The organism is Pedomonas sp. (assembly GCF_036515995.1).
In the GTDB taxonomy this organism is placed as follows: domain Bacteria; phylum Pseudomonadota; class Alphaproteobacteria; order Sphingomonadales; family Sphingomonadaceae; genus Pedomonas.
In genome coordinates this window covers 1-21,753 of the sequence record NZ_DATBUP010000204.1, presented here as the reverse complement: position 1 = coordinate 21,753, position 21,753 = coordinate 1, and the positions used below count along the sequence as shown (strand labels likewise).

The following is a 21,753-nucleotide window of genomic DNA, read 5'->3' as shown; positions in this document are numbered from 1 at the left end:
GGTCCTTGGCGAATTCCACGATCAGAATGGCGTTCTTGCTCGCCAATCCGACCAGCACGAACAACGCGATCTGCGTGAAGATGTTGTTGTCGCCGCCCGAGATCCACACACCGCCGATGGCGGAGAGCAGGGCCATGGGAGCGATCAGCAGCACGGCAAACGGCAGTGACCAGCTATTATATTGGGCTGCCAGGATAAGGAAGGCGAGCAGTACCGACAGTGGGAAGACAATGAGCGCCGTGTTGCCGGCCGCCTTTTCCTGATAGGTGAGGTCGGTCCATTCATAGGCCATACCTGGCGGCAGCGTCTCCTGAACGATGCGTTCGATGGCGGTGGTCGCCTGACCTGAGGAATAGCCCGGCGCGGGACCGCCGCTGATGTCGGCGGACGGATAGCCGTTATAGTGCATGACACGGTCTGGCCCGGTACTGCGGGTGATCGTCACTAACGAGGACAAAGGAATCATCTCGCCCGCTTCATTGCGGACCTTAAGCACTCCGATATTTTCAGCCTGCTGACGGAACGGCGCATCGGCCTGGACGATCACCCGATAGGTACGGCCGAAGCGGTTGAAATCATTGACGTAGAGCGAGCCGAGATTGACCTGCATCGTCTCGAAGATGGCAGTCAGTGGCACACCTTGCGCCTTGGCCTTCACGCGATCGACATCGACCTGGATCTGAGGCGCGTTGGGCTGGAAGCTCGCGAGCATCCCGGCAAGCTCTGGCGTTTGCATGGCTTTCGCCATGATCTGCCCTTGGGCCTGCGCCAGCGCGTTGAACCCAAGCCCCGCACGATCCTCGATTTGCAGCTTGAAGCCGCCCATCGATCCAAGGCCAGGCACCGGCGGCGGAGGGAAGACACCGACGAAGCCGTCGGGTATCCGGCTGAACTTGCCCATCAGCTTTCCGGCGATGGCGTGGGCCGAGAGGTCCGCTCCCTTCCGATCCTCGAACTTGTCGAGCATGATGAACATGACCGCCGAGTTGGGCAAATTAGCCGAACCGTTCACGTCGAGGCCGGGGAAGGCGACGACGCTTTCAACGCCCGGTTCCGCCAGCGCGGTTTCGGACATCTGCTGCACTACAGCTTCCGTGCGGTCGAGCGAGGTGCCGGGAGGAAGCTGGGCGATGCTCAGCAAATAATATTTGTCCTGCATCGGCACGAAGCCGGCGGGAACCTGATGGAAGCCGATCCAGGTCAGCCCGAGGAAACCGGCATAGAGAAGCCCGACGATGCCGCTCGCCCGCACCGCGCGCCGCACCCAACCGACATAACGGTCGGACGCACTATCGAAGAAGCGGTTGAAGCGGGCGAAGAAGCCCCCGAACACACGGTCGATGACGCGCGTCAGTCGATCGCGCGGGCTGTCGCCATGATGTGGTTTCAGCAGCATGCCAGCCAGTGCGGGCGAGAGCGTTAACGAATTGATCGCCGACAGGATGGTGGAAATCGCGATGGTGAGCGCGAACTGGCGATAGAACTCGCCCTGCAGTCCCGATAAAAAGGCCGACGGGATGAACACCGCCGCCAGCACCGAGGTGATCGCGAGAATTGGCCCCGTCACCTCGTCCATCGCCTTTCGTGCCGCTTCCTTAGGAGTCTGGCCCAGCGCGATGTGCCGCTCGACGTTCTCGACGACCACGATCGCGTCATCGACGACAATACCGATGGAAAGCACCAGCCCGAACAGTGACAGCGTATTCAGCGAGAAACCGAACATATACATGATCGCGAAGGTGCCGACGAGCGAGACTGGAACCGCAACGAGCGGGATGATCGAGGCACGCCACGTCTGGAGAAAGAGGACGACGACGAGGACGACCAGCAATGTCGCTTCGAGCAAAGTCACCGCGACCGACTTGAGTGAGGCGCGCACGAAAATGTTCGGATCATAGGCGATCTCGTGTGCGATGCCGTCTGGAAAATCAGTTTGCAGCCGCTCCATCGTCGTGCGGACGGCGCTTGACGTATCGAGCGCGTTGGCACCGGGGCTCATGAAGATCTGCAAGGCCACCGCAGGCTTGCCGTTGAGCAGGCTGCGCAGCGAATAGCCATCGGCGCCCATTTCGACGCGCGCGACATCCCGCAGACGCGTTATCTGACCGTCGGCACCCGTCTTCACGATGATATCGCCGAACTGCTCGGCGGTGGCGAGCCGCCCCATGGCATTGATCGTGACCTGCCGGGCGGCCTTGGCGTCAGGCTGCTGTCCCACCGAGCCAAGCGCGACCTGGACGTTCTGCTCCCGGATCGCAGCAACGACATCGTTAGCGGTGAGGCCGCGCGTGGCGACCTTGGCAGGGTCCAGCCACGCGCGCATCGCATATTCGCCTTCACCCCATGTCAGGACATTGGCGACACCGGGAAGCCGGGCCAGTTCATCGCGGACGTGAAGATTGGCATAGTTGGCGATATGGAGCGGATCATAACGGTCATTCGTGGCGCGCATATGCACGACCATCAAAATGTCGGGCGAGGTCTTTTCGGCCACGACGCCGATACGCTGCACCTCCTCGGGCAATCGCGGCAGCACGCGCGAGACGCGGTTCTGAACCTGTATCTGGGCGAGATCCGGATCGGTCCCCTGCGTGAAGGAAATGGAGATCGTCATGCGGCCATCGGTTGCCGACTGCGATCCCATATAAAGCATGTTCTCGACGCCGTTGATTGCTTGTTCAAGCGGCGCGGCGACGGTCTCGGCGATCACCTCGGGGCTGGCACCAGGATAGGATGCCGTCACCTGCACCGTCGGCGGCGTGACCGAAGGATATTCGCTCAAGGGAAGCTGAAACAGGGTAATGGTCCCAGCGATCAGCATGAGTACCGACAACACGATTGCAAAGATAGGGCGGTGGACGAAAAAGCGGGGAAACGTCATTGGCCTGCCTCCGCGGGGGCAGCTTCGGCGGCGGGGGCATTGCTATCGCCAGCACCAGAAGCCTCATCCTGAACCATCGACACTTTGCGCGAGGCGATCTGCATTCCCGGACGCACGAGGCCCTTGACGATTATGCTGTCGTCCGGCTTCAGGCCCACTTTGACGACGCGAAGGCCGTCCACCACCGGACCAAGCTCGATCGGCCGATACTCGGCCTTGTTGCCTTGGCCGACGACCAGCACATAATTCTTGCCCTGATCACTACCCACCGCTTGATCCTCGATAAGGATCGTCTGTTGCGGTGCGTCAAGGGTGAGCTTCACGCGCGCGAACAGCCCCGGCGCAAGATCGCCGTCAGGATTGGCGACCACAGCGCGGGCGCGAATGGTGCCGGCGGTGCGATCAATTCCATTGCCAAGGAAATCGAGCGTGGCGCTGTGCGGATAGCCCTGCTCGGTCAGCAAGCCGATTTGGACCGGGAGCCGCGCGGTCGACCCGCCCCGGCGGGCCTGCTCGATGAAATTGAGATAGGTCGCCTCGTCGATGTCGAAAAGGACATGGAGCGGGCTGACCGATTTGATGGTGGTGAGCGGCGCGGCGTTTGCTCCTGCGCCCACGACATTGCCTGCCGTGACCAGCACGCGATCGACGCGGCCGCTGATCGGCGCCGTGACCTGCGTAAACGAAAGATCGAGCCGCGCAGCGGCAACGGCCGCGTTCCCGGCTTCCACCTGTGCGCGCGCGACGTTCCGCTGTGCCACGGCGTCGTCATAGACTTTGCGCGAGATCGCGCCGGTCGAGACGAGCTGTTCCGAGCGCGTGAAATTGCTTTCGGCGAGCGCGGCGGTCGCTTGCGCCTGGCGAAGCTGCGCCTGCGCCTGATCGAGCGCAACCTCGAAGGGACGCGGATCTATGCGAAAGAGAAGCTGCCCCTTCCTGACGAGCGCGCCCTCAGGGACGTGGACGGAGACGATCGTGCCGCTAACGCGGGGCCGCAGCTCGACGCTTTGGGGCGCAGACAGCGAACCGTTGAACTCGGTCGAGGGCGCAAGCTCGCGCACCACAACTTGCGCGACTGGCACTTGCGGAATTGCCGGTGCTTGCGCGGTTTGATTGCCGCCCGATTCGCTACAGGCCGACGAAAGGCCACCTATAGCCAACACTACGGAGGCCAGGAGAAGTGCGCTTCTCACTCGCATCATTTTGCCCTTCAACTGTGCCGCGCCCTGTTCATCCGTACCGCGGCGTCTGATTGCTTCTTGCCCGCTCTGCGGTTTCCAACGATGGTAAGGTCAAGGCTTATCGTTGGATCATATGAAAACATGTTCTTATGTAAGGAGGCGGCCGGCAGATGTTGACGGCATCATCCCTGCGCGGCGCTGCGAGCCGGGAGCTTGCGGAGGAACCGCTCTCTAGGAACGGGTGGCAATCGCTGATTTGACGGGACCGGCGTTCCCTCAGGGAGCGGCGACGAAAACCTGGTGCATTCAGGGCGGTGTCGAAAGCGACCGGTTCCGGCTGACGTCAGGCGAGGCGCGTCCTGCTCATCGCCGGGTTCTTCCAGATCGGCAAGGATGGCGCAATCGGGCCGGTCATCGCCCGCACAGCAGTCTATCAGCGTCCCGAGTGTTGCAGTCATCTGCTCAAGGCTTTCGGCCCGCACTTGAAGCCGAGCGATGTGCGCCTGTGCAATCCGCCTTACATCGCCACTCTGGCGAGACTTGTTCCGCCAGAGGCTCAGTAGGTCGCTGACCTTCGCGACCGAGAAACAGAGATCGTGCGCCGGATGAACAGCAGAATCTCGACATCCAATGGCGAATAGTCGCGATAGCCGGAATCGGTGCGGCCAGCTTTGGGGATGAGGCCGGTCTGCTCGTGATAGCGGATCATATTGGGGAGAGACGCCCGATGCCTTGGATGCTTGCCCAATACTCATGATGCTTCGCGCGTCTCAATTGCGCTGCGCCGCCGGTTTCCCCCCTCGCGGGAGGCTGGAATCCGGACAGTTGCAGCGAGTTGCCCAAGACGAAGATGCTCGACATCGCCAAAACACCCCTCGCGAATACCGGCGACAACAGGATGTCCATGCTCGGATAGAGCATGCCCGCCGCCACTGGGATGGGCTCGCCGGGAATTGCTGATCCATCGACGCAGCTCTCGCCATCGGTCACTTCTGAGCGCCTACCAGCCTTGCACTCTTTGTGACTGAGGCGATGCTTGGGCCCGGCCGACAGGATGGCGCATCCGCGATGTGCTGGCAGCAATCCTTAGGCCAGCCGATGTTAGAGTAGCCGGCAGGCTTCTATGCGCAGGGTCGGCCGGCCCCGTGGGCGGACCTTCATTGCTCGGTAGGCAAAGGTCTTCGATTTTGCGTCTGTCGTTTCAGCCTGCCTACTTTCGAAGCAATTCTCACCAAGCTCACGGGGCCTGCTCGGGCGACCGCTTTCCCCAAGCCTTTGACGCCTTCGCACCGCACTGCCGAAAATTCCTTCGAGCATCTATCTCATCAGAAATATGCCGCCTTTTTGAGTGCCACTGGATACTTGCTGCCTGGCTGAAAAAGAATTGGCGATAATTTGTAATTCGCAGGTGCAATCGAAACAAAGCCTTTTTTCGCACTGAATAACGCGCCGTCATTGCAGGCCCGCTCTGCTTTTCTATAAACGCGTCCGTTCCGCCGCCGCGCGAAGAGCCCTTCCTCGCGGGTGAGATTCGTGTGGTCTTCCCGACGCGCCTGACTGGTAGGCTGCGATTCTGCACCGCCTCACTCTCGCTGGTTTGATGTGGGCGCCTTTAGCAAACAGGAAAGTCCGAAACTGCGCCTAGTGCTGCCATCAGATATGCGTCGGCAGCTGAGATAATCCGCAATTTTGCGGCCAACAGCGCGTGGCCTAATGTGAAAGCCGTTTGACATAGAGGAATGAGACTGGCAGCTTGTGGTGGTGTCGATGATAGAATCGGCAAGGCCGGGGAGGGCTTCTCAAATGCTGCTGCACTTGTTGTATCTGGCGCATCGGCCGATTTGGCCGTCCGGCTCTGGTGAGACCCGGGCGGCTTAGGGGAGTGGCGGAATGATCTGCGCCCTGCTTGCTCAAATGCCCACGTCGCGCCCGATGCCGCGCCAAGACCAAGCACGGCATGGGGTGGTCGGATTAAGCAATCTCAAACGGTCGGCCGGCACCAGCCGTCAGCGCTCCAGACTAAATACCGGCCAGTCCTACCCGATGGCGCCGGCACATCAAGGCGCAGCCGACCGTCGATGCGATCCGGCCTTGAACGCTTGGGCTCAGAAGCAAGGGTCTGGCGCAGAATGATTTTCTCTGGCGGCGACAGACACCTGCCACCACGCCAGGCAGATCACGCGATTTGGACGCCCCAGTTTCTATCAGCGATCCGGCTCGCACGGAACCAGTGACGGCAAGTCTGCTTGCCGCCGCAACTGACAATTTGTGCCCCGCCTATCAGTGTGGGCGACCCAGCAAAAACTCACGCAGCCATAACGAAGGCGACACCAAAAGCGTCGGCTGCATAGGGGAGACAGGTAATGGCAACCATGGCCACGGGGGCACCCTCAGCCTCCGTCATTGATCAAGCGCCGTTCGGATCCTTTCAGTTCCGAATTGCAGCGCTCTGCGCGCTCATTGCAGCGCTGGACGGATTTGACACTCAGGCGATTGCTTATGTTGCACCGAGCATTGCCGAAGCTTGGGGCGTTGATACGTCCGCATTTGGACCGATTTTTGGAGCCGGCCTCCTTGGCCTGACGGTCGGCGCTTTTGTGCTCAGCCCCGTTGCCGACAAGATCGGCCGCAAGGCGGTCATTCTATTGTGCACGGTGATTTTCGGCCTGTTTGCGCTCCTGACAGCTCGGGCTACGAGCATGGAGGAGCTGCTGGTATATCGCTTTCTCACCGGCATCGGCCTTGGCGGCGCCATGCCCAATCTGATCGCGCTTACCAACGAATATGCGCCCAGCCGTTTAAAGGCGACGCTGGTGACGGTCATGTTCTGCGGCTTTCCCCTGGGCTCGACCCTGGGCGGTCTCGTCAGTGCGCCGATGATCGGCGCTTTTGGCTGGGAATCCGTCTTCATTTTGGGCGGTATCCTGCCGCTTCTTCTCTTGCCGGTTCTCTACCTCTTCCTGCCGGAATCGGTGCGTTTTCTCGCAACCAAGTCGAACTCCGAGCAGCGGGTCGCCCCGATCCTGCACAAGATCGACCCCAGCCTTTCGCCCGCAGCCTTTATTCGCTCGGTGGCCGATGAAGCAGCCACGGCTCCTCCGGGGCGCCGCTTCCCCGTCTTCGAGTTGTTCGCTGGTGGTCGGGCGCGCGTCACCATACTGTTGTGGCTCGCCTTTTTCATGAACCTTTTGGTCATGTACTTCCTGGTCAACTGGCTGCCTTCGCTCCTGAAGGCATCGGGCCTGCCGCTTGGCATTGCCATCTTGTCGACGGCCCTGCTCAACCTGGGTGGCGTTGTCGGCGCGATCATGCTTGGCCGGATGATCGACAAGGGGGACCCCTACCTCATTCTAGGCGCGGCCTATGCCTCATCTGCCGCCTTCATTGCTCTTATCGCCTTTGCTGGCGCGAATGTACCGTTGCTTCTGATCGGCGCAACCTTGGCCGGTTTCGGCGTCGTGGGTGCCCAGATCGGGCTGAACGCGGTCACCGCATCGGTCTATCCAACGACCATCCGCTCGACGGGTGTGGGTTGGGCGCTTGGCATCGGCCGGGTCGGCTCGATCCTCGGTCCTGTGGCCGGCGGTGCGCTGCTCGGCATGGGCTGGTCCAACCAGGACCTGCTTCTGACCGCCGTTGCGCCTGCCCTGATCGCCGCTTTGGCGCTGGTTCTGCTCCGTCGGGGGTAGAACCGGCCCCCGGGGCGGATAAGCGCTTTGATAGAATTCCGACTTCTGGAGACTCGTCATGACCTTGCATGTGCGTGGCGTACGGCGTGCGCGCCTTCCTCTTGCCTGCACCACGGCCCTGGCCTGTGCCTTTGGCATCATTAGCCCCGTCTTTGCTCAGTTGATGCCGCCGGCGGCGCCGCCGCCGCAAAGCGCAACGCCCGGCACCTTGCCGCCGGAACTGGTACCAGCTGGCCGGCTGGGCAAACCGGGCGTGCCTCAGGTGCTGCGCTGGACCGAGGACTGGGGCCAGCCGGAGGCCGGATCCACGCCGCTGGGTGCTCTGCGCCATATCTCGCTCGGGCGGGAGGATGCCTACCTCTCGATCGGCGGTGAGGCGCGCTTTTATTATATGGACACGAACCATTTAACGCTTGGCGCGCGTCCCGGAGACGACAGCAACTCAACCTTCATGCAACGTCTGCGCCTGATGGCCGACCTGCATGTCGGGCCTCACTTCCGCGCCTTTGTCGAACTTGGGGACAACCGCGAGTACGGTGAGGAGATCGCAACGCCTCCCAACGAGGACAAGTTCGATCTGGAACAGGCGTTCGTTGACGTGACCCTGCCTCTGGGGTCGAGCGCCACCCTCAATCTGCGCCCAGGCCGGTTCGAGATGCCGCTGGGTTCGGGCAAGCTCGTGGGCCTGCGCGAGGGACCCAACTCCCGTTTCCTCTTCCAGGGTGTGCGCGCAACCTACACGCTGCCGGGCGCGGTGCGGGTGGATGCCTTCCTCACCAAGCCGGTTGAAGTGAAGTCCGAGAGCAGCTTCGATGACGGCACGATCGACGGGGGCCGTCTCAACGGCGTCCATGTCTCGACCCTGCCCGGTGCTCTGGTGCCGGGCTTGGCGGTTGACAGCTACTATTACAATGTGAAGCGCCGGGCCGCGCCGTTTGTCGACCGCCGGGTCGACGAGGAAAGGGAGAGCATCGGTGTGCGTGCCTATGGCCGCAGCGGTCCCTGGGACTATGACGCCGAGGCCGTCTACCAGTTCGGCCAGAGCGGCTCTGACCGTATCCGTGCCTGGGGCTTGCTTATGGAGGCAGGCTACAGCATGCCCCATCTGCCGCTGACGCCGCGTCTGGGCTTGCGGGTCAACGCCTTTTCAGGCGACGGGACGCCCGATAACGGCACCAACGGAACCTTCGTTGCGCCGTTCCCCAAGGCGCCCGTCTACACCAACAGCGATACGGCTTGGTTCAACTTCTCCAACATGGTCGATATCTTCCCCATGCTGTCGCTGAAGCCGGCCCGCACGGTGACCATCGTCACCGGACCGGAGGTGTTCTGGCGGCAGACCGCAAACGACGTGACCTACGCTGCACCGACCTCCGCGCCGCTGATCCGGCCTGTGGGCGACGACCGCTATGTGGGCACGGCCTATAATTTCGACGTGAACTGGCAGCCGGCGGCCTATGTTGCCTTCCGCTTCAGCTACAACCGCTTCTTTGCCTCCGAGGCCTTCAAGGCCGGCGGCGGCGAGAGCGCTCATTTCCTGGGAGTGCAGACCCAGCTGAAGTTCTAAAAAAGACAGGTCAAGAGACCGGCAAGCGGCTGCTCGCGCTTCGGGTGCGGGCAGCCGTTTTGCGTCAAGGCCAGCAATCCCGAGGGATAATGGATCGATGCGTAGCGGGACAGCTGAACTGACGCCTCGCTCGCTAAAAGCATTGCCTACGAAGCAAGACCTTGCCTGGCGTCTCGCGCCAGTCAACAATGTCAGGCGTTCTGCTGCTGAGCAGAGATATTTGATTTATCGCCGAGTATGCGACGCCAAGCGCATATTCACTGCGCAGAGAATAACGGCGAGAAATCCCAATAACCGAGGCGATCGTCCAGCACCTCAGCGCAGCGCCCGGGTAGGGGGCAGGCGCAGTGCACCGCACCCCACGGGCAGGCCAAGGACGCGCTCCTCATCTTTGGCTGGACTTTAAATTGCGGCTGGGCGCAGGCTGCGAGCTGCAATGGCGCTTCTTTAAGGGCCAGCCATTCCTCTTCCATCGCGACGTGTCTGAGAAGATCTGGGAACTTGAGGATGATCTCGCCCATAACAGCGTTGGCGCTGGATTGGATGCGCGGCCTCCATGGCCGATATCATCCTGCCGATAATTTTGCCTTACGAGCGGAGCGGCCTGACAAAAAACAGCGGCCCCGACTTGCGGGGCCGCCCAAGGTGAGGCTGTCAGAAATTTGGGAGAAGACGCCCTTTGTCAGGGATGACGTATTTTTATTCCGCGTCCGGCTGCTGATCCGGTGCGGCTTGCTGGAATGCGGGAAGCGCGGCGCAAGCGGCAGCGGCCTCCTGGATCCTCGGCCAGGCAATATCAACGCCGAAGCGTTCTGCATTGCCCAGCTGGGGAATGAGGCAGACATCGGCCAGGGTCGGGGTATCCCCGAAACAGTAGGGTCCCTTTTCCTTGGAAATCAGGGCCTCGCAGGCCTCCAGCCCCTCGGCGATCGTCGTGCGCGCCCATTCATTCACAACCGCGTCATCGTGGTCGAGCGCACGCAGGCGGGCCAGGATCTTGAGGTTCTGGATCGGATGGACGTCGCAGGCGATGACCTGAGCAAAGGCCCGGATACGCGCCCGCTGCACCGGATCGCCGGGCAGCAGCGCCGGGGTCGGGTGGCTTTCCTCGAGGTACTCGATGATGGCAAGCGACTGGGTCAGCGAGACGTCGCCGTCCAGCTCCAGCGCCGGCACCAGCCCCTGAGGGTTGAGCGCCAGATAGTCCGGCGCCCGCTGTTCCCCCTTGCGCAGATGATGAAACCGCTGCTCTGCTGCCAGGCCTTTCAGCGCGAGCGCAATGCGCACGCGCCAGCTGGCGGAGGAGCGGAAATATCCGTGCAGGATCATGCGACCGGATCTCCGACCTTGATCTTGAGCGGCGTCAGGGCGTCGATCTCGACGACCATTTCATCACCCGACACCACCGGGCCGACGCCTGCGGGCGTGCCGGTGTAGATGAGGTCGCCCGGCTCGATCTGGTAAAGACCGGACAGGAAGGAGACGATGTCCGCCACCGGCCAGATCAGGTCTGCCAGATCCGCGCTCTGCTTGACCGCGCCGTTGACGGTGAGGCGGATGGCACCCTTGTTCAGGTGACCGATCTGGCTTGCCGGGTGGATGAGGCCGAGCGGCGAGCTCTGCTCGACGTTCTTGCCCGTATCCCACGGCCGGCCCTGGCTGCGGGCCTCAAGCTGAAGATCGCGGCGGGTCATGTCGAGGCCGGTTGCATAGCCGAACACGTGATCGAGTGCGGCGTCGACCGAAATGTTGCGGCCGGCCTTGCCGATGGCAACCACCAGCTCGGCCTCGTAGTGAAAGTTCTTGGTGGCCTGCGGATAGGGGATGGTCGTGCCATCGGGCACCACCGTCTCAGCCCACTTGCTGAAGAAGAACGGCGGCTCACGGTCCGGGTCACGGCCCATCTCGCGGGCATGTTCGGCATAGTTGCGCCCGACGCAAAAAACGCGGCGAACTGGAAAGCCGGTATCGGTCCCTGCAACGGCTGCAACGACGGGAGGGGGAAGGGTGATCTGCATATCAGTCCTTACTTTCGCGGTAGAGGCCGAGTTTTTCCTGGGCAGCCCGATCGGAGTAACCGAATAGGACCAGTTCCGAGCCGGCGGTGAGGCTGAGCTCCTGCCACGAAGGAACAACGAAGATGTCCCCTTGCGACAGCTTGTGCTCAACATCGCCGATTTTGGCGTCGCCATGGCCTTCGACAACGACATAGACCGTGGCATCGGTTGAACGGCGCGCCCGGGTGGTGAAACCTTGAGGCAGGAGGCGGACATGGGCGGCGATGGTTGGCATGATTGGCCCGCCGTCGGCCGGATTCACGAACTCGAGCGCATGGCCCAGATGCGGATCCGGAGCTTCGGATGACGCAAGCGCGGCCAGGCTGTCGCGCCATTCGGCATAAGGGTAGTGGAACAGCGGCTGGTGCGCCGGGCGACGGTCCGCCTTGCTGCCCCGCAAGGGGCGCAGGTTGCGCCCGTAGCGGGTCATGCTGTCGTCGGCCGAGACTGTCTCAGGGTGGACGTCATCTCCCAGCTTTTCGGCAAAGCTGGCATCGAAGTGGCGGACGGTTGGAATATCCAGGCCATCCAGCCAGATCATGGGCCGGGACGTGGTGTTGCCATGGTCATGCCACTGCCAGTTCGGCGTCAGCACCAGATCGAACGGGCGCATGATGGCCTTCTCGCCATCAACCGCCGTGAACGCACCGTCGCCGTCCATGATGAAGCGCAGCGCGCACTGGGAGTGGCGGTGACAGGGCGCGATTTCGCCCGGCAGGATAAGCTGGAGGCCCGCATAAAGACTGGTGGTGATGCCCGAGGTACCCGGCAGGCCCGGGTTTTCCAGGATCAGCACACGCCGCTCCGCGTCGTGCGCGCTGATGAGATCGCCGGCGCGCATCAGATAGTCGCGCACCTCAGGAAACGACCATTTGGCGGCCTGGGTCGGCGCTTGGGGCTGCTTGGTCACGAGTGCGGCCAGCACCTCCCACAACGGATAGAGGCTCTTGGGCTGCATCTCGGCATAAAGAGCCTCGAGCTGCTGCCGGGCGTCGTTGGGAAGTCCGTTTGCCATATCAGACCTCGTCGTCGTTCACGAGGACATGGATGAGGCCATCCTCGAGCTTGGTGGGGAAGCTGCGAACGGCTTCGGTGCAAGGCTCGCTCATGGGCGCGCCGGTACGCACATCAAAGGTCCCCTGGTGCAGGGGGCATTCGATCAGGCAACCGTCCAGATAGCCGTCCGCCAGGCTAGCCTGACCGTGGGTGCACATGAGGGCGGTGGCGTAAAAGGCGTCGTCCACCTGGTAAAGCGCCACCCTGACCTTGCCGGCGACTGCGCCGGCAACGCCTTCATCAGCAAGGGCGGTGGGCGGAAGGGTCGGGATCCAAGGCATGTCTGCTTCTTCCTCTGGTCTTAGGCGGGGTAGACGAGGCTGTTGGCGATCATCTCGGAGTCAAAGACGACGTGCCGCTCCTTGAGGAGCAGCTTGCCGTCCTCAACGATGAGCCGGTCGTGGCAGCGCCCGCACAGGACGATCTCGCTCGGCTTGTCGATCAGCGTCTGCACCATCAGAAGATTGTGCTCGACCGGCAGAGCCCCGTCGCTGACCGGGCGCAGCCGGAGCGGCCCGGGGAACCGGCGATAGTAGCGCGGCGCATAGACCTGGGTGCGGGTGAGGCCAACGACCCGGTCGGCGAGCATGCCCCGGCTTTCCGCGCCGACGGTCGCCAGGCGAAAGCCCCGCTCGTAGTTCTCCCGCGGGATGATCCGATAGATGCAGTCTTCTGCGAAGAACTGCGGCCACTCCTCCAGGCGCACGGCGTCCAGCGTCTCATAGTAGGCGTCGTAGAACTCACGCACGATCGCGTGATTGGCGTCCTCGATCCGGCTCACTTCATTCTGCATGCTCATAGCCCATCACCTTTCGCCAGTAGCGATACATGGCGCGAATGGCGGTCTCCGTGACCATGTGGTCCGTGCACTCGATCTCGCGCCCCCCCATGGTCACAACGGCAGCTTCGTCCGGGCTTGCAGCGAAGCCCTGCTGGCTGAATTCGATGACCTCGCCGTCGTCGGCCGAGACGAAGCCGGCCGGGCCGAAGAGGTTGGCCTGCCGGGTGCGGCGCAGCTTCATCTCTTCCGTATCATCAGCGTAGGTCCAGTGGGTCCAGTGGAAGTCGAACCCGTCCGGGCCTTTCGGGACGATCTGGCGCGTGGTCAGCGAATTGATCTGCTGCTGGAGGATCACGCTCGGGAAGATGGTAATCATGCCGACCGTATCTTCGCCCGGAAACTCCTGCACCACGTCCATGATGCGCGGATCCTCCAGGCGCAGATCGCCCTGGAAATTGCGCATATCCGAGGTGACGTCGTTGGCTTCCTTTTCACCCTTGCGGCTGATCAGGATGCCGTGCCGGCCGGTCTCGTCGATGTCGACGGCGGATTTCTGGTCGGCCCGGAACAGGCCGAAGGTGACGAAGAAAACATGCAGAAGGCTCGCGTGATACGGGTCCTTGATGTTTTCCTGCATCAGCTTCCAGTTGCCCGGAATATGCTGGCGGTTGTAGCCGAGCACCTGCAGCTTGCGGCCGTCATAAACCCGGGTGTAGTGCTTCCAGAAGCGCTCGCCCAGATACTCGCGAAACGGCGGCGTCTCGTCCGAAAAGGTGGCCCAGACCACGCCGTTGACTTCCTCGACGCGCAGCCGGTTGAGACCGTGCATCTTGGGATCGAAGTCCGCCGGCATGCCGCCCTGGCGGCGCACACCGCGGCGGAACGGAACGCCCGTCAGCTCGCCGCGCAGATTGTAAGACCACTGATGGTAAGGGCACAGGAGGTCCGAGCGGTTGCCGAAGCGCTCCTGGCAGAATTTCAGGCCGCGGTGTGCGCAGCGATTCTCCACGACGGAAATTTCATCGGGTGCGCTGCGGACCATGATGACCGGCCGCTCGCCCAGCGTCGTTGTCTTGAAATCGCCAACGTCGGGAATTTCGCACTCAAGGCCGACGTAGAGCCAGTGCGGCCCGTACCAGATTTTCTCGAGTTCGGCCTGGTATACGTCGGGATCGGAGTAGACCCAGTAGGGGACGCGCCCGTCCGCGTCCGCCGGCCATGCATGAGAATCGTGACTCACGTGTTCTCCCCTTCTTCTTGTTGCCGAGAAGCGTATCGCGGAATATCCTAATGTGCAATCGATTGTACATAAGAAAATTTGTTCCGATGGGCGATGGTTCCAAAGGGGGGCGGGTCGCGCCGGCAGAGGTGGCAGCCAAGCTTCCTTGTTCGCTCCGGATTTGCCCTTGGCCGCTCTGTCGTGGAAAAAGTGTTTGGCGGAACCCGCGCCGGCCCCAGCGCGAAATCCAGGCGCGGATTGCGGGCAAGCCGCCATTGCCAACACGGACAAGACGCGGCATTTCAGTATCCATGACGGGCCGTGAACGATAGTGGCGGCCACTGACAACTATGTGGGAGGCGGTAACGTGGCAGGACGGGCAGGCAATGGCGAGAAGCGGCGCGGCATTCAATCGGTTGAGATCGGTTTGCGGGTGCTCTCGGCGGTTGCAGCTCAGGGCGGCCCAGCGACCCTGTCGTCGATCGCCCACAAGGCCGAACTGTCGGCCAGCCAGGCGCACAGGTACCTCAGCAGTCTGATGGCGAGCGGCATGGTCAAGCAGGACAGCCGCTCCAGCCTTTATGACCTGGACGCAGGCGCCATTCGTATCGGCCTGTCTGCTCTCTCCCGCCTCGATGTCTTTGCCGCTTCCGATGAAGTGTTTCAGAAGCTGGCGCTTGAGACCGGGTGGACGTGCCAGGTGACGGTCTGGGGTGATGCCGGGCCGACCGTCGTGCGTTGGTTTTCCGGTCATCCGCCGGTCGTGACATCGCTCGCCATCGGATCCGCCCTTCCAGTGCTGCAGTCAGCCACTGGGCACATCTTTTTTGCCTTTGCTGACGAAATGCTGACCGCGCCGCGCGTGGCGGAAGAAGCAGCACTGGGCGGCTGGACCCCGGAGCGGATGGCAGAGCTGAAGACCCGAACGCGCCAGCAACTCTACTCGACGGTTCAAGGCGATCTGATTCCGGGCCTCAGGGTTGCAGCGGCACCTGTCTTCGACCTGCAGGGACGGCTGGTGCTGGTGGGCTCGCTCATTGCCAACGCGGCGTTTCCAGCCGCGCAGGATCGCAGCGCGCGCGATGCCTTGCTGGCGTCCTGCAGGCATTTGACCGAGTCTCTGGGCGGTCGCTGGCCCGAGACAGCGCCGGCAGATGAAAAGGCTGTCCGGGCGAAGCGGCGGGTGGCGGCCAAGGCCAAGTAGGCGGGCCAGTCGCAGGCAATGTCTGCGGCCGGCCCTGTTGCCGCGTCAGGCCGCAGCCGTTGCTGCCGTATGCTCGGCCAGAAGGCGCGCAGCGAGCTTGCCAAGCGGGGTGCTCGCGTCGAGGAGGGCCTGGGGGTCGCCCTGCCAGCCGGCAGCAATGAGGTTGGTGACCGGCCGCATGTCGCGCCCATTGTTGAGCGTGGTTGCTGCCACCAGCCGGTTGCCGGAGAAATGGAACGCGGTGCGAGCCGGGCCAGCGCCGCGCCAGAGCGTCCGGTCACAGTCCGCCGCCAGGCCAGCCACCTGGACATTGACGCCGTGCTGATCCGTCCAGAACCAGGGAACCTCGCTATAGGGAGCAGGCGTTCCTACCATGGCGCGGCCAACATGGGCGCCGTGACGGCGGGCATGCTGCCAGGCCTCGACGCGCACGTGCCGGTCGAACACGGGGTGGGGGAAGGCCGCAGCATCGCCTGCGGCATAGATCCCAGGCACGCTGGTCTGTCCGGCTTCATCAACGAGAATGCCGTTCTCAAGGGCGCAGCCGGCCTGTGCGGCAAGTTCGGTGTTGGGAATGACGCCAATGCCTGCTGCGACCAGGTCACCGTCATAGACGGTCCCATCGCCAAGAATGGCGCGCATTCCCTGAGGCGTCTGCCGCAGATCGATGGAGCCAGCGTTGAGGCGGATGTCGACGCCGCCATCCCGGTGCAGCTCGGTGATCACGTTGGAGACGTCTGGTGCCAGTGCACGCGCCATCAGGCGGGGGGCCATGTCGAGAACGACAACCTCCTTGCCCATGTGGCGGGCCGAGGAGGCGACCTCAAGGCCGATCACGCCGCCGCCGATCACCAGAAGACGCTGCGCTTGCGACAGCCGCGAACGCAGCGCGACGCTGTCCTCATGGGTCCTCAGGTAACATACGCCGGTGGGAGCATCTGTCAGCGTGCGCACCCGCGCGCCGGTTGCCAGAAGGAGCTGGTCATAGAACAACTCGTCGGCGCGCCCGCCCGTCTCCAGCACAAGCGAGCGCCGTGCCGCGTCGATGAACTGTACGCGCCAGCCGAGCCGGAGGTCGATGAACTGCTCCTTGAACCATGGGGCCGGGCGGATGGTCTTCAGGGCCGGGGTTTCATCCGTCAATGCTTCTTTTGACAGGGGCGGACGCTCGTAGGGCAGATGAGGCTCTTCACTGATAAGAACGATCCGACGATGATCGCCGCTTTCCCGAATTGCAGATGCGGCGGCCACGCCAGCCTCGCCTGCGCCCACAATGACAACTGCCCGATCCACAGTCATAGGAGTCCCTTCTTGCTTGTTCGGTGGCCGCGCGGCCGGAGCGCTGTTGACTGATTGCATAATATACATTCAATTGGTGAATATACAATAAAGCGCTGTCGGACCGGGGGCGTCCTGGCGTACAAACCGGCCACAGCTTTCGCTGGCCCACGCAAGTGCAAGCTGCGTATCTGGAATTCCCTGACTTAATTCTGCTTCCGGAACAGTTTCCCTTAATGGCAGATCCGGGCGCCAGCGGCGACGACAGGCCACCCAATCTAGCCTGCCTCATCCGTTACGTTCGGCTTTGGGGGCTCCTCGCGCTGCCTTGGCAGGCTGGTCGGCAAAGCGCCGGTGCGGTGGAACTATTTTGGTCTGATTCCACTTCAGTATCGACCGCTGGGTGGTTTGACTACCGGTAGACGTCAATTACCTGACGTTAATGCTTTAACGTCACGGAGAGGATGGATTGGTGGAGCATTTGACGCCGGATATAGAGCGCTTGCGCCAGATCGCAGCGGATGTTTCAAGTGACGTACTTGCCTCCAATGCCGAGGTTGTTGACCAGGGCGGGCAGTGGCCCGAGCGCAGCCTGAGGGCGCTTGCCGAGGCCGGCCTCATGGGACTGCACGTGCCTGAACACCTCGGCGGTCATGGGAAGGGTCTTCTTGCCCTGGCCGTTGTGACGGAGGAGTTGGGCCGGCACTGCAGTTCGACGGCCATGTGCTTTGGCATGCACAGCGTCGCCACCAAGGTCGTGGCGAGCAAGGCGACGCCCTTTCACGAGGAGCGGTTTCTGCGCCCGATCGCCGAGGGCCGGCACATCACGACCCTGGCGCTCAGCGAACCGGGGACAGGCTCTTTCTTCTTCATTCCGCGCACGAAATTTGCAGTCGAGGGCAACGACGTCGTGCTGGATGGCGAGAAGAGCTTCGTCACCAGCGGTGGGCATGCCGATTCCTATGTGCTGTCAGCTGTCCCGCCAGGGTTCGAGCTCGACCCGGGCACGTTCACCTGCTTCGTTGTCGAGGGATCAATGCCTGGCCTCAAATGGCAGCAGGAATGGCAGGGCTTTGGCATGCGCGGGAACAGTTCGCGCGGCTTGCGCCTGGATCGGGTGCGCATCCCGGAGGCCAATCGGCTCGGATCCGAGGGAGATCAGATCTGGTATGTGTTCGAGGTGGTCGCGCCCTATTTCATCATCGGCATGTCGGGTGTCTATCTCGGCATCGCGCAGGCCGCGCTCGATACGGTGACCGCTCATCTGAAGGAGCGCAGCCACGTGCACACGGGCGAGCAGCTGAGCGCCGTGCCCATCCTCGCCCACCAGGTCGCTGAGATGTGGATCAGGGTCGAGCGCGCGCGGCAACTGACCCGTCATGCAGCCCGTCTTGGCGACGCGGGCGACCCCCAGGCTCCTCTGGCGTTGTTTGCCGCAAAAGCGGATGTGGCAGAGATGGTCACGGCCGTGACCCAGATGGCGATGATGCTCGGCGGCGGCCGCAACTACAGCAAGGATGGTACCCTTGCCCGCTTGATGCGAGACGCGCAGGCGGCGCACATCATGTCGCCGACAACCCAGATTCTCAAAACCTGGCTTGGCCGGTCGCTGCTTGGTCTGCCCCCACTCGGAGCATAGGTCATGGAAAGCCGCTACGACATGCTCTTCATCGGCGAGGCGGGTGATGCCTCCTGGCTGGGCGCAGCGCTAGGCTCCGCAAAGGCCGCTGTGGCGCTCGAGGTGATGGAGACCCGGCAGATCGAATGCGAAGGCGTCGAGACCCGGGTGGCGGCTGCACCGCCGGATGTCATTGTGCTGGGGCCGACCCTGCCCAGTCCCTTGAGCATGGCACGGCACTTGCGCGATCTCAGTCCGCGGTCCCAAATCGTCTTTGTCCTGCCGCCGGAGCGGGTTGAGCGCTTCCGTGCAAGCTTGCCGTTCGTCTCCAACCTTGGCGCGGCCTGGACGGTGAGCAACGATGCAACTCCGGACACTCTGCGCTCCGTATTGCAAGAAGCGGCGAGCACCTCCCGTCAACGGGCGAACCGGGTTGCGCTTTATGACCGGATCAATCTGCAACTCGCCTCTCGTGCCAGTACGACGGAGAGCCAGGCGCGGCGGTCCCAGCTCGCCCTGTCGGAGCGCTACCTGGCGACGCTGCTGAACCAGTCTCCGGATGCCTTTCTTGCTGTTGACAGGCAGGGAAGGCTTGTCGCTTGGAACGAAGCGGCCCGGCAGCTTTTCCCGATTCACTCGGATGACGCGCTTGGCACGGACGCTGTCGCCCTTTTCCCGGAAGGGTGCCGCGACGAGATCAATCAGTTGATCGACATGGCGCTACAAGGCCGGATGGTCCGCCGTGAAGTGCCGCTTCGGATGGACGCCGGCGAGGCGATCATCCATGGCGATATCAGCGTTGCGTCCGTTCATGATAACAATGGCGAGATCATCAGCGTCTCGATCAGCGCGCGCGACATTACCGAGCGCAGGCGCGTCGAGGAAGAGCTGCGCCAGCTCAACGAGACCCTCGAGCAGCGGGTGGCCCAGGCGATTGCCGAACGGGTGCAGGCCGAAGACGCGCTGCGGCAAGCCCAGAAAATGGAGGCGATCGGCCAGCTCTCGGGCGGTATCGCCCATGATTTCAACAACATGCTGTCGGTTGTCCTGGGCTCTCTGGATCTGCTGTCCCGGCGCATCGGCCCTGCGCCTCAGGCGCGGCGCTATGTCGAGGCGGCCATGGAAGGCGCGCGCCGCGCTGCAGAGCTGACCCAGCGACTGCTGGCCTTCGCGCGTCAGCAATCTCTGAAGCCCGAACCCCTTGATGCCAACAGCCTTCTGGCCGGCATGTCGGAGATGCTTCGCCGCTCGCTCGGCGCGGATGTCCGCCTGGAGACGGTGTTCTCCGGAGGGCTTTGGAGAACCTGCGTCGACCGGAACCAGCTTGAAAGCGCCATCCTCAATCTTGCGATCAACGCGCGCGATGCCATGCCTGATGGCGGCCGCCTTACAATCGAGACGCAAAACGGGTTTCTGGATGATCGGTATGCGGCCGCCCATCCTGAGGTCGTGCCGGGTCAGTATGTGCTCATTGCCGTGACCGACACCGGGGAAGGGATGCCGCCCGAGGTGATGGCCAAGGTCTTCGATCCGTTCTTCACCACAAAGGAGGTTGGCAGGGGAACAGGCCTGGGGTTGAGCCAGGTCTACGGCTTCGTGAAGCAGACGGGCGGGCATGTGAAGATCTACTCTGAGGTCGGCCAGGGGACGACAGTGAAGATCTACCTGCCCCGCTATTTCAGCCGCGGTGATGAGCCGATCGACGCGCCTGCGCCTGCAGTCGTGCCGCTCGGAGAGCAGCACGAGGTCATTCTTGTCGTCGAGGACGAGCCGGCGGTCAGACAATTCAGCGTCGAGGCACTCGTAGAGCTCGGCTATGACGTTTTGGAGGCGCACAGCGCTACAGCCGCGCTGCGCCTGCTTGATGCACACCCGGAGATCGTCCTGCTCTTTACCGATGTTGTCATGCCGGACGTGAACGGGCGCAAGCTGGCGGACGAGGCAAAGCGCCGCCGTCCCGAGTTGAAGATTCTGTTCACGACGGGATATACCCGAAATGCAATCGTGCATAATGGCGTGCTGGATCCGGGTGTTGAGCTGATCGGCAAACCCTTCACCATTGACGACCTCGCCGCCAAGATCCGCAAGGTGCTCGATGCACCCTGATCGGATTTCCCGGTTACACGTGCTGGGGTGCCGAGGCCGAGTGATCTGGCGAAAAGCCGGGGCGCTTGCCGATCCGAGCGGTGTCTTCCGGTAAAGTCGCAGCGATCCGCCCTTAGAACCTGGCAGGCGTGCGGCGGATCGGTCTTGAATTGATCTGCCAAGGCAGTCATGTAGCGCACCAGGCTGGAGCCGGCCCTAAAGTCGGCTGTTGGCCGGGCTTCGACAGGCCGCGATTGTGTCGGCGGCAGATCAGGATCGAGTTATGAGTAGTGTTGCTGCCCGTGGAACGCACCCCGGGCTAATCATGCTTGCGCTAGCGACAGGCGCCTTTGGTATCGGTACTACCGAATTTGCATCGATGGGCGTGCTGCCCTTTTTTGCCCGCGATCTTGGCATCGACGAGCCGACCGCGGGTCACGCTATCAGCGCCTATGCACTCGGCGTGGTGGTGGGCGCGCCGATCATCGCCGTGCTGTCGGCGCGGATCGCGCGACGCACGCTCCTGATCGGGCTGATGGCCATGTTCGCGCTCGGCAATGCGCTGAGCGCTGTCTCCCAGTCCTACCATGAGCTGATGCTGTTCCGCTTTTTCAGCGGCCTGCCCCACGGCGCCTACTTCGGCATCGCGGCGCTGGTCATCGCCTCGCTCGTCGAGCCAAGGCGGCGCACCAGGGCGATTTCGCGTATGTTCCTGGGCCTTACCACCGCCACCATCATCGGCGTACCGCTGGCAAGCTGGCTCTCCCAGGCGGTCGGCTGGCGCTGGTGCTTCGGTATCGTTGCCGCCATTGGCCTGCTGACGGCCTTGCTGGTCTGGTTGTGGGCACCTGCCGACAAGCCTGACAGTACGGCCAGTCCGCTGCGGGAGCTGGGAGCGCTCGCCCGCCTCCAGGTGTGGCTCACGCTCATCACAGCGGCCATCGGCTTTGGCGGGTTGTTCGCGGTCTATACCTACCTCTCCGTCACTTTCGTCGAGGTCACGGGAGTTTCCCAGTCCTTCGTGCCGATCGTACTGGCCGTGTTCGGCATCGGCATGACCGTGGGTAACCTGGTGGTGCCGCCCATCGCTGACCGCGCCCTGATGCCGACGGCCGCGGGTCTCTTGATCCTGAGCGC

Annotated in this window: 15 protein-coding genes and 1 pseudogene; 6 read left to right on the top strand and 10 right to left on the bottom strand. The window is 62.7% G+C overall.

Annotated elements, in window-relative coordinates; genetic code table 11:
* From VIG90_RS15070 to VIG90_RS15060, 3 genes and pseudogenes are all read right to left on the bottom strand, one after another.
* Positions 1-2,881, bottom strand: a 2,881-nt coding sequence (locus VIG90_RS15070) for a multidrug efflux RND transporter permease subunit (RefSeq protein WP_331594339.1), incomplete at its 3' end; no start/stop codon positions are given.
* The gene (locus VIG90_RS15065) at positions 2,878-4,080 is read right to left on the bottom strand and encodes an efflux RND transporter periplasmic adaptor subunit (protein WP_331594340.1); all 1,203 of its coding nucleotides are present in this window, start codon (positions 4,078-4,080) and stop codon (positions 2,878-2,880) included. The genes VIG90_RS15070 and VIG90_RS15065, both read right to left, overlap by 4 nt.
* A gap of 293 nt (positions 4,081-4,373) precedes the next feature.
* Positions 4,374-4,817 (bottom strand): annotated as a pseudogene (locus tag VIG90_RS15060) (MerR family DNA-binding transcriptional regulator); the annotation flags it as partial.
* 1,608 nt (positions 4,818-6,425) lie between these two features.
* On the opposite strand from VIG90_RS15060, the gene VIG90_RS15055 reads away from it, so the two are divergent.
* Positions 6,426-7,751: an MFS transporter gene (locus VIG90_RS15055; RefSeq protein ID WP_331594338.1), complete on the top strand. Its 1,326-nt coding sequence runs from the start codon at positions 6,426-6,428 to the stop codon at positions 7,749-7,751.
* A 58-nt stretch (positions 7,752-7,809) separates the two neighbouring features.
* Entirely contained in the window at positions 7,810-9,318 is a 1,509-nt protein-coding gene (locus VIG90_RS15050) for an alginate export family protein (RefSeq protein ID WP_331594337.1), read from the top strand.
* Positions 9,319-10,017: 699 nt separating this feature from the next.
* On the opposite strand, the gene maiA is transcribed toward VIG90_RS15050, so the two are convergent.
* Genes maiA through VIG90_RS15020 form a run of 6 tightly spaced genes read right to left on the bottom strand, consistent with a single transcriptional unit; the run spans position 10,018 to position 14,452 of the window.
* Positions 10,018-10,647, bottom strand: coding sequence for a maleylacetoacetate isomerase (maiA, locus tag VIG90_RS15045; protein ID WP_331594336.1), 630 nt, complete (start codon positions 10,645-10,647; stop codon positions 10,018-10,020).
* Positions 10,644-11,336 carry a fumarylacetoacetate hydrolase family protein gene (locus tag VIG90_RS15040; RefSeq protein WP_331594335.1) on the bottom strand — a complete coding sequence of 231 codons (693 nt, stop codon included), beginning with the start codon at positions 11,334-11,336 and terminating at the stop codon, positions 10,644-10,646. The genes maiA and VIG90_RS15040 overlap by 4 nt, the downstream gene beginning before the upstream one ends.
* 1 nt (position 11,337) lies before the next feature.
* Positions 11,338-12,390, bottom strand: coding sequence for a gentisate 1,2-dioxygenase (gene gtdA, locus VIG90_RS15035; protein WP_331594334.1), 1,053 nt, complete (start codon positions 12,388-12,390; stop codon positions 11,338-11,340).
* Between the two features lies 1 nt (position 12,391).
* Positions 12,392-12,712: a non-heme iron oxygenase ferredoxin subunit gene (locus tag VIG90_RS15030; protein WP_331594333.1), complete on the bottom strand. Its 321-nt coding sequence runs from the start codon at positions 12,710-12,712 to the stop codon at positions 12,392-12,394.
* A gap of 20 nt (positions 12,713-12,732) precedes the next feature.
* Positions 12,733-13,230, bottom strand: coding sequence for an aromatic-ring-hydroxylating dioxygenase subunit beta (locus VIG90_RS15025; protein WP_331594332.1), 498 nt, complete (start codon positions 13,228-13,230; stop codon positions 12,733-12,735).
* Positions 13,214-14,452, bottom strand: coding sequence for an aromatic ring-hydroxylating dioxygenase subunit alpha (locus VIG90_RS15020; RefSeq protein ID WP_331594331.1), 1,239 nt, complete (start codon positions 14,450-14,452; stop codon positions 13,214-13,216). Before VIG90_RS15020 ends, VIG90_RS15025 begins: the two co-directional genes overlap by 17 nt.
* Positions 14,453-14,798: 346 nt before the next feature.
* On the opposite strand from VIG90_RS15020, the gene VIG90_RS15015 reads away from it, so the two are divergent.
* A complete protein-coding gene (locus tag VIG90_RS15015) occupies positions 14,799-15,635 on the top strand; it encodes an IclR family transcriptional regulator (RefSeq protein ID WP_331594330.1) in 837 nt (278 codons plus the stop codon).
* A 45-nt stretch (positions 15,636-15,680) separates the two neighbouring features.
* Here the strand turns inward: VIG90_RS15015 and VIG90_RS15010 are convergent, their stop codons facing one another.
* Positions 15,681-16,934 carry an NAD(P)/FAD-dependent oxidoreductase gene (locus tag VIG90_RS15010; protein ID WP_331594329.1) on the bottom strand — a complete coding sequence of 418 codons (1,254 nt, stop codon included), beginning with the start codon at positions 16,932-16,934 and terminating at the stop codon, positions 15,681-15,683.
* 451 nt (positions 16,935-17,385) lie between these two features.
* Here VIG90_RS15010 and VIG90_RS15005 point away from each other — a divergent pair, with 451 nt between their 5' ends.
* The 3 genes from VIG90_RS15005 to VIG90_RS14995 all read left to right on the top strand — a co-directional run.
* Positions 17,386-18,552, top strand: a complete 1,167-nt coding sequence (locus VIG90_RS15005) for an acyl-CoA dehydrogenase family protein (protein ID WP_331594328.1) — start codon at positions 17,386-17,388, stop codon at positions 18,550-18,552.
* A gap of 3 nt (positions 18,553-18,555) precedes the next feature.
* Positions 18,556-20,637, top strand: coding sequence for a hybrid sensor histidine kinase/response regulator (locus VIG90_RS15000; RefSeq protein WP_331594327.1), 2,082 nt, complete (start codon positions 18,556-18,558; stop codon positions 20,635-20,637).
* A gap of 262 nt (positions 20,638-20,899) precedes the next feature.
* The coding region (locus VIG90_RS14995; RefSeq protein ID WP_331594326.1) for an MFS transporter at positions 20,900-21,753 on the top strand (854 nt) is incomplete at its 3' end.

Bases quoted from the DNA above. Each gene is read 5' to 3' on its own strand.
- VIG90_RS15065 (WP_331594340.1), bottom strand. From the start codon at position 4,080: ATGCGAGTGAGAAGCGCACTTCTCCTGGCCTCCGTAGTGTTGGCTATA.
- VIG90_RS15055 (WP_331594338.1), top strand. From the start codon at position 6,426: ATGGCAACCATGGCCACGGGGGCACCCTCAGCCTCCGTCATTGATCAA.
- VIG90_RS15050 (WP_331594337.1), top strand. From the start codon at position 7,810: ATGACCTTGCATGTGCGTGGCGTACGGCGTGCGCGCCTTCCTCTTGCC.
- maiA (WP_331594336.1), bottom strand. From the start codon at position 10,647: ATGATCCTGCACGGATATTTCCGCTCCTCCGCCAGCTGGCGCGTGCGC.
- VIG90_RS15040 (WP_331594335.1), bottom strand. From the start codon at position 11,336: ATGCAGATCACCCTTCCCCCTCCCGTCGTTGCAGCCGTTGCAGGGACC.
- gtdA (WP_331594334.1), bottom strand. From the start codon at position 12,390: ATGGCAAACGGACTTCCCAACGACGCCCGGCAGCAGCTCGAGGCTCTT.
- VIG90_RS15030 (WP_331594333.1), bottom strand. From the start codon at position 12,712: ATGCCTTGGATCCCGACCCTTCCGCCCACCGCCCTTGCTGATGAAGGC.
- VIG90_RS15025 (WP_331594332.1), bottom strand. From the start codon at position 13,230: ATGAGCATGCAGAATGAAGTGAGCCGGATCGAGGACGCCAATCACGCG.
- VIG90_RS15010 (WP_331594329.1), bottom strand. From the start codon at position 16,934: ATGACTGTGGATCGGGCAGTTGTCATTGTGGGCGCAGGCGAGGCTGGC.
- VIG90_RS15000 (WP_331594327.1), top strand. From the start codon at position 18,556: ATGGAAAGCCGCTACGACATGCTCTTCATCGGCGAGGCGGGTGATGCC.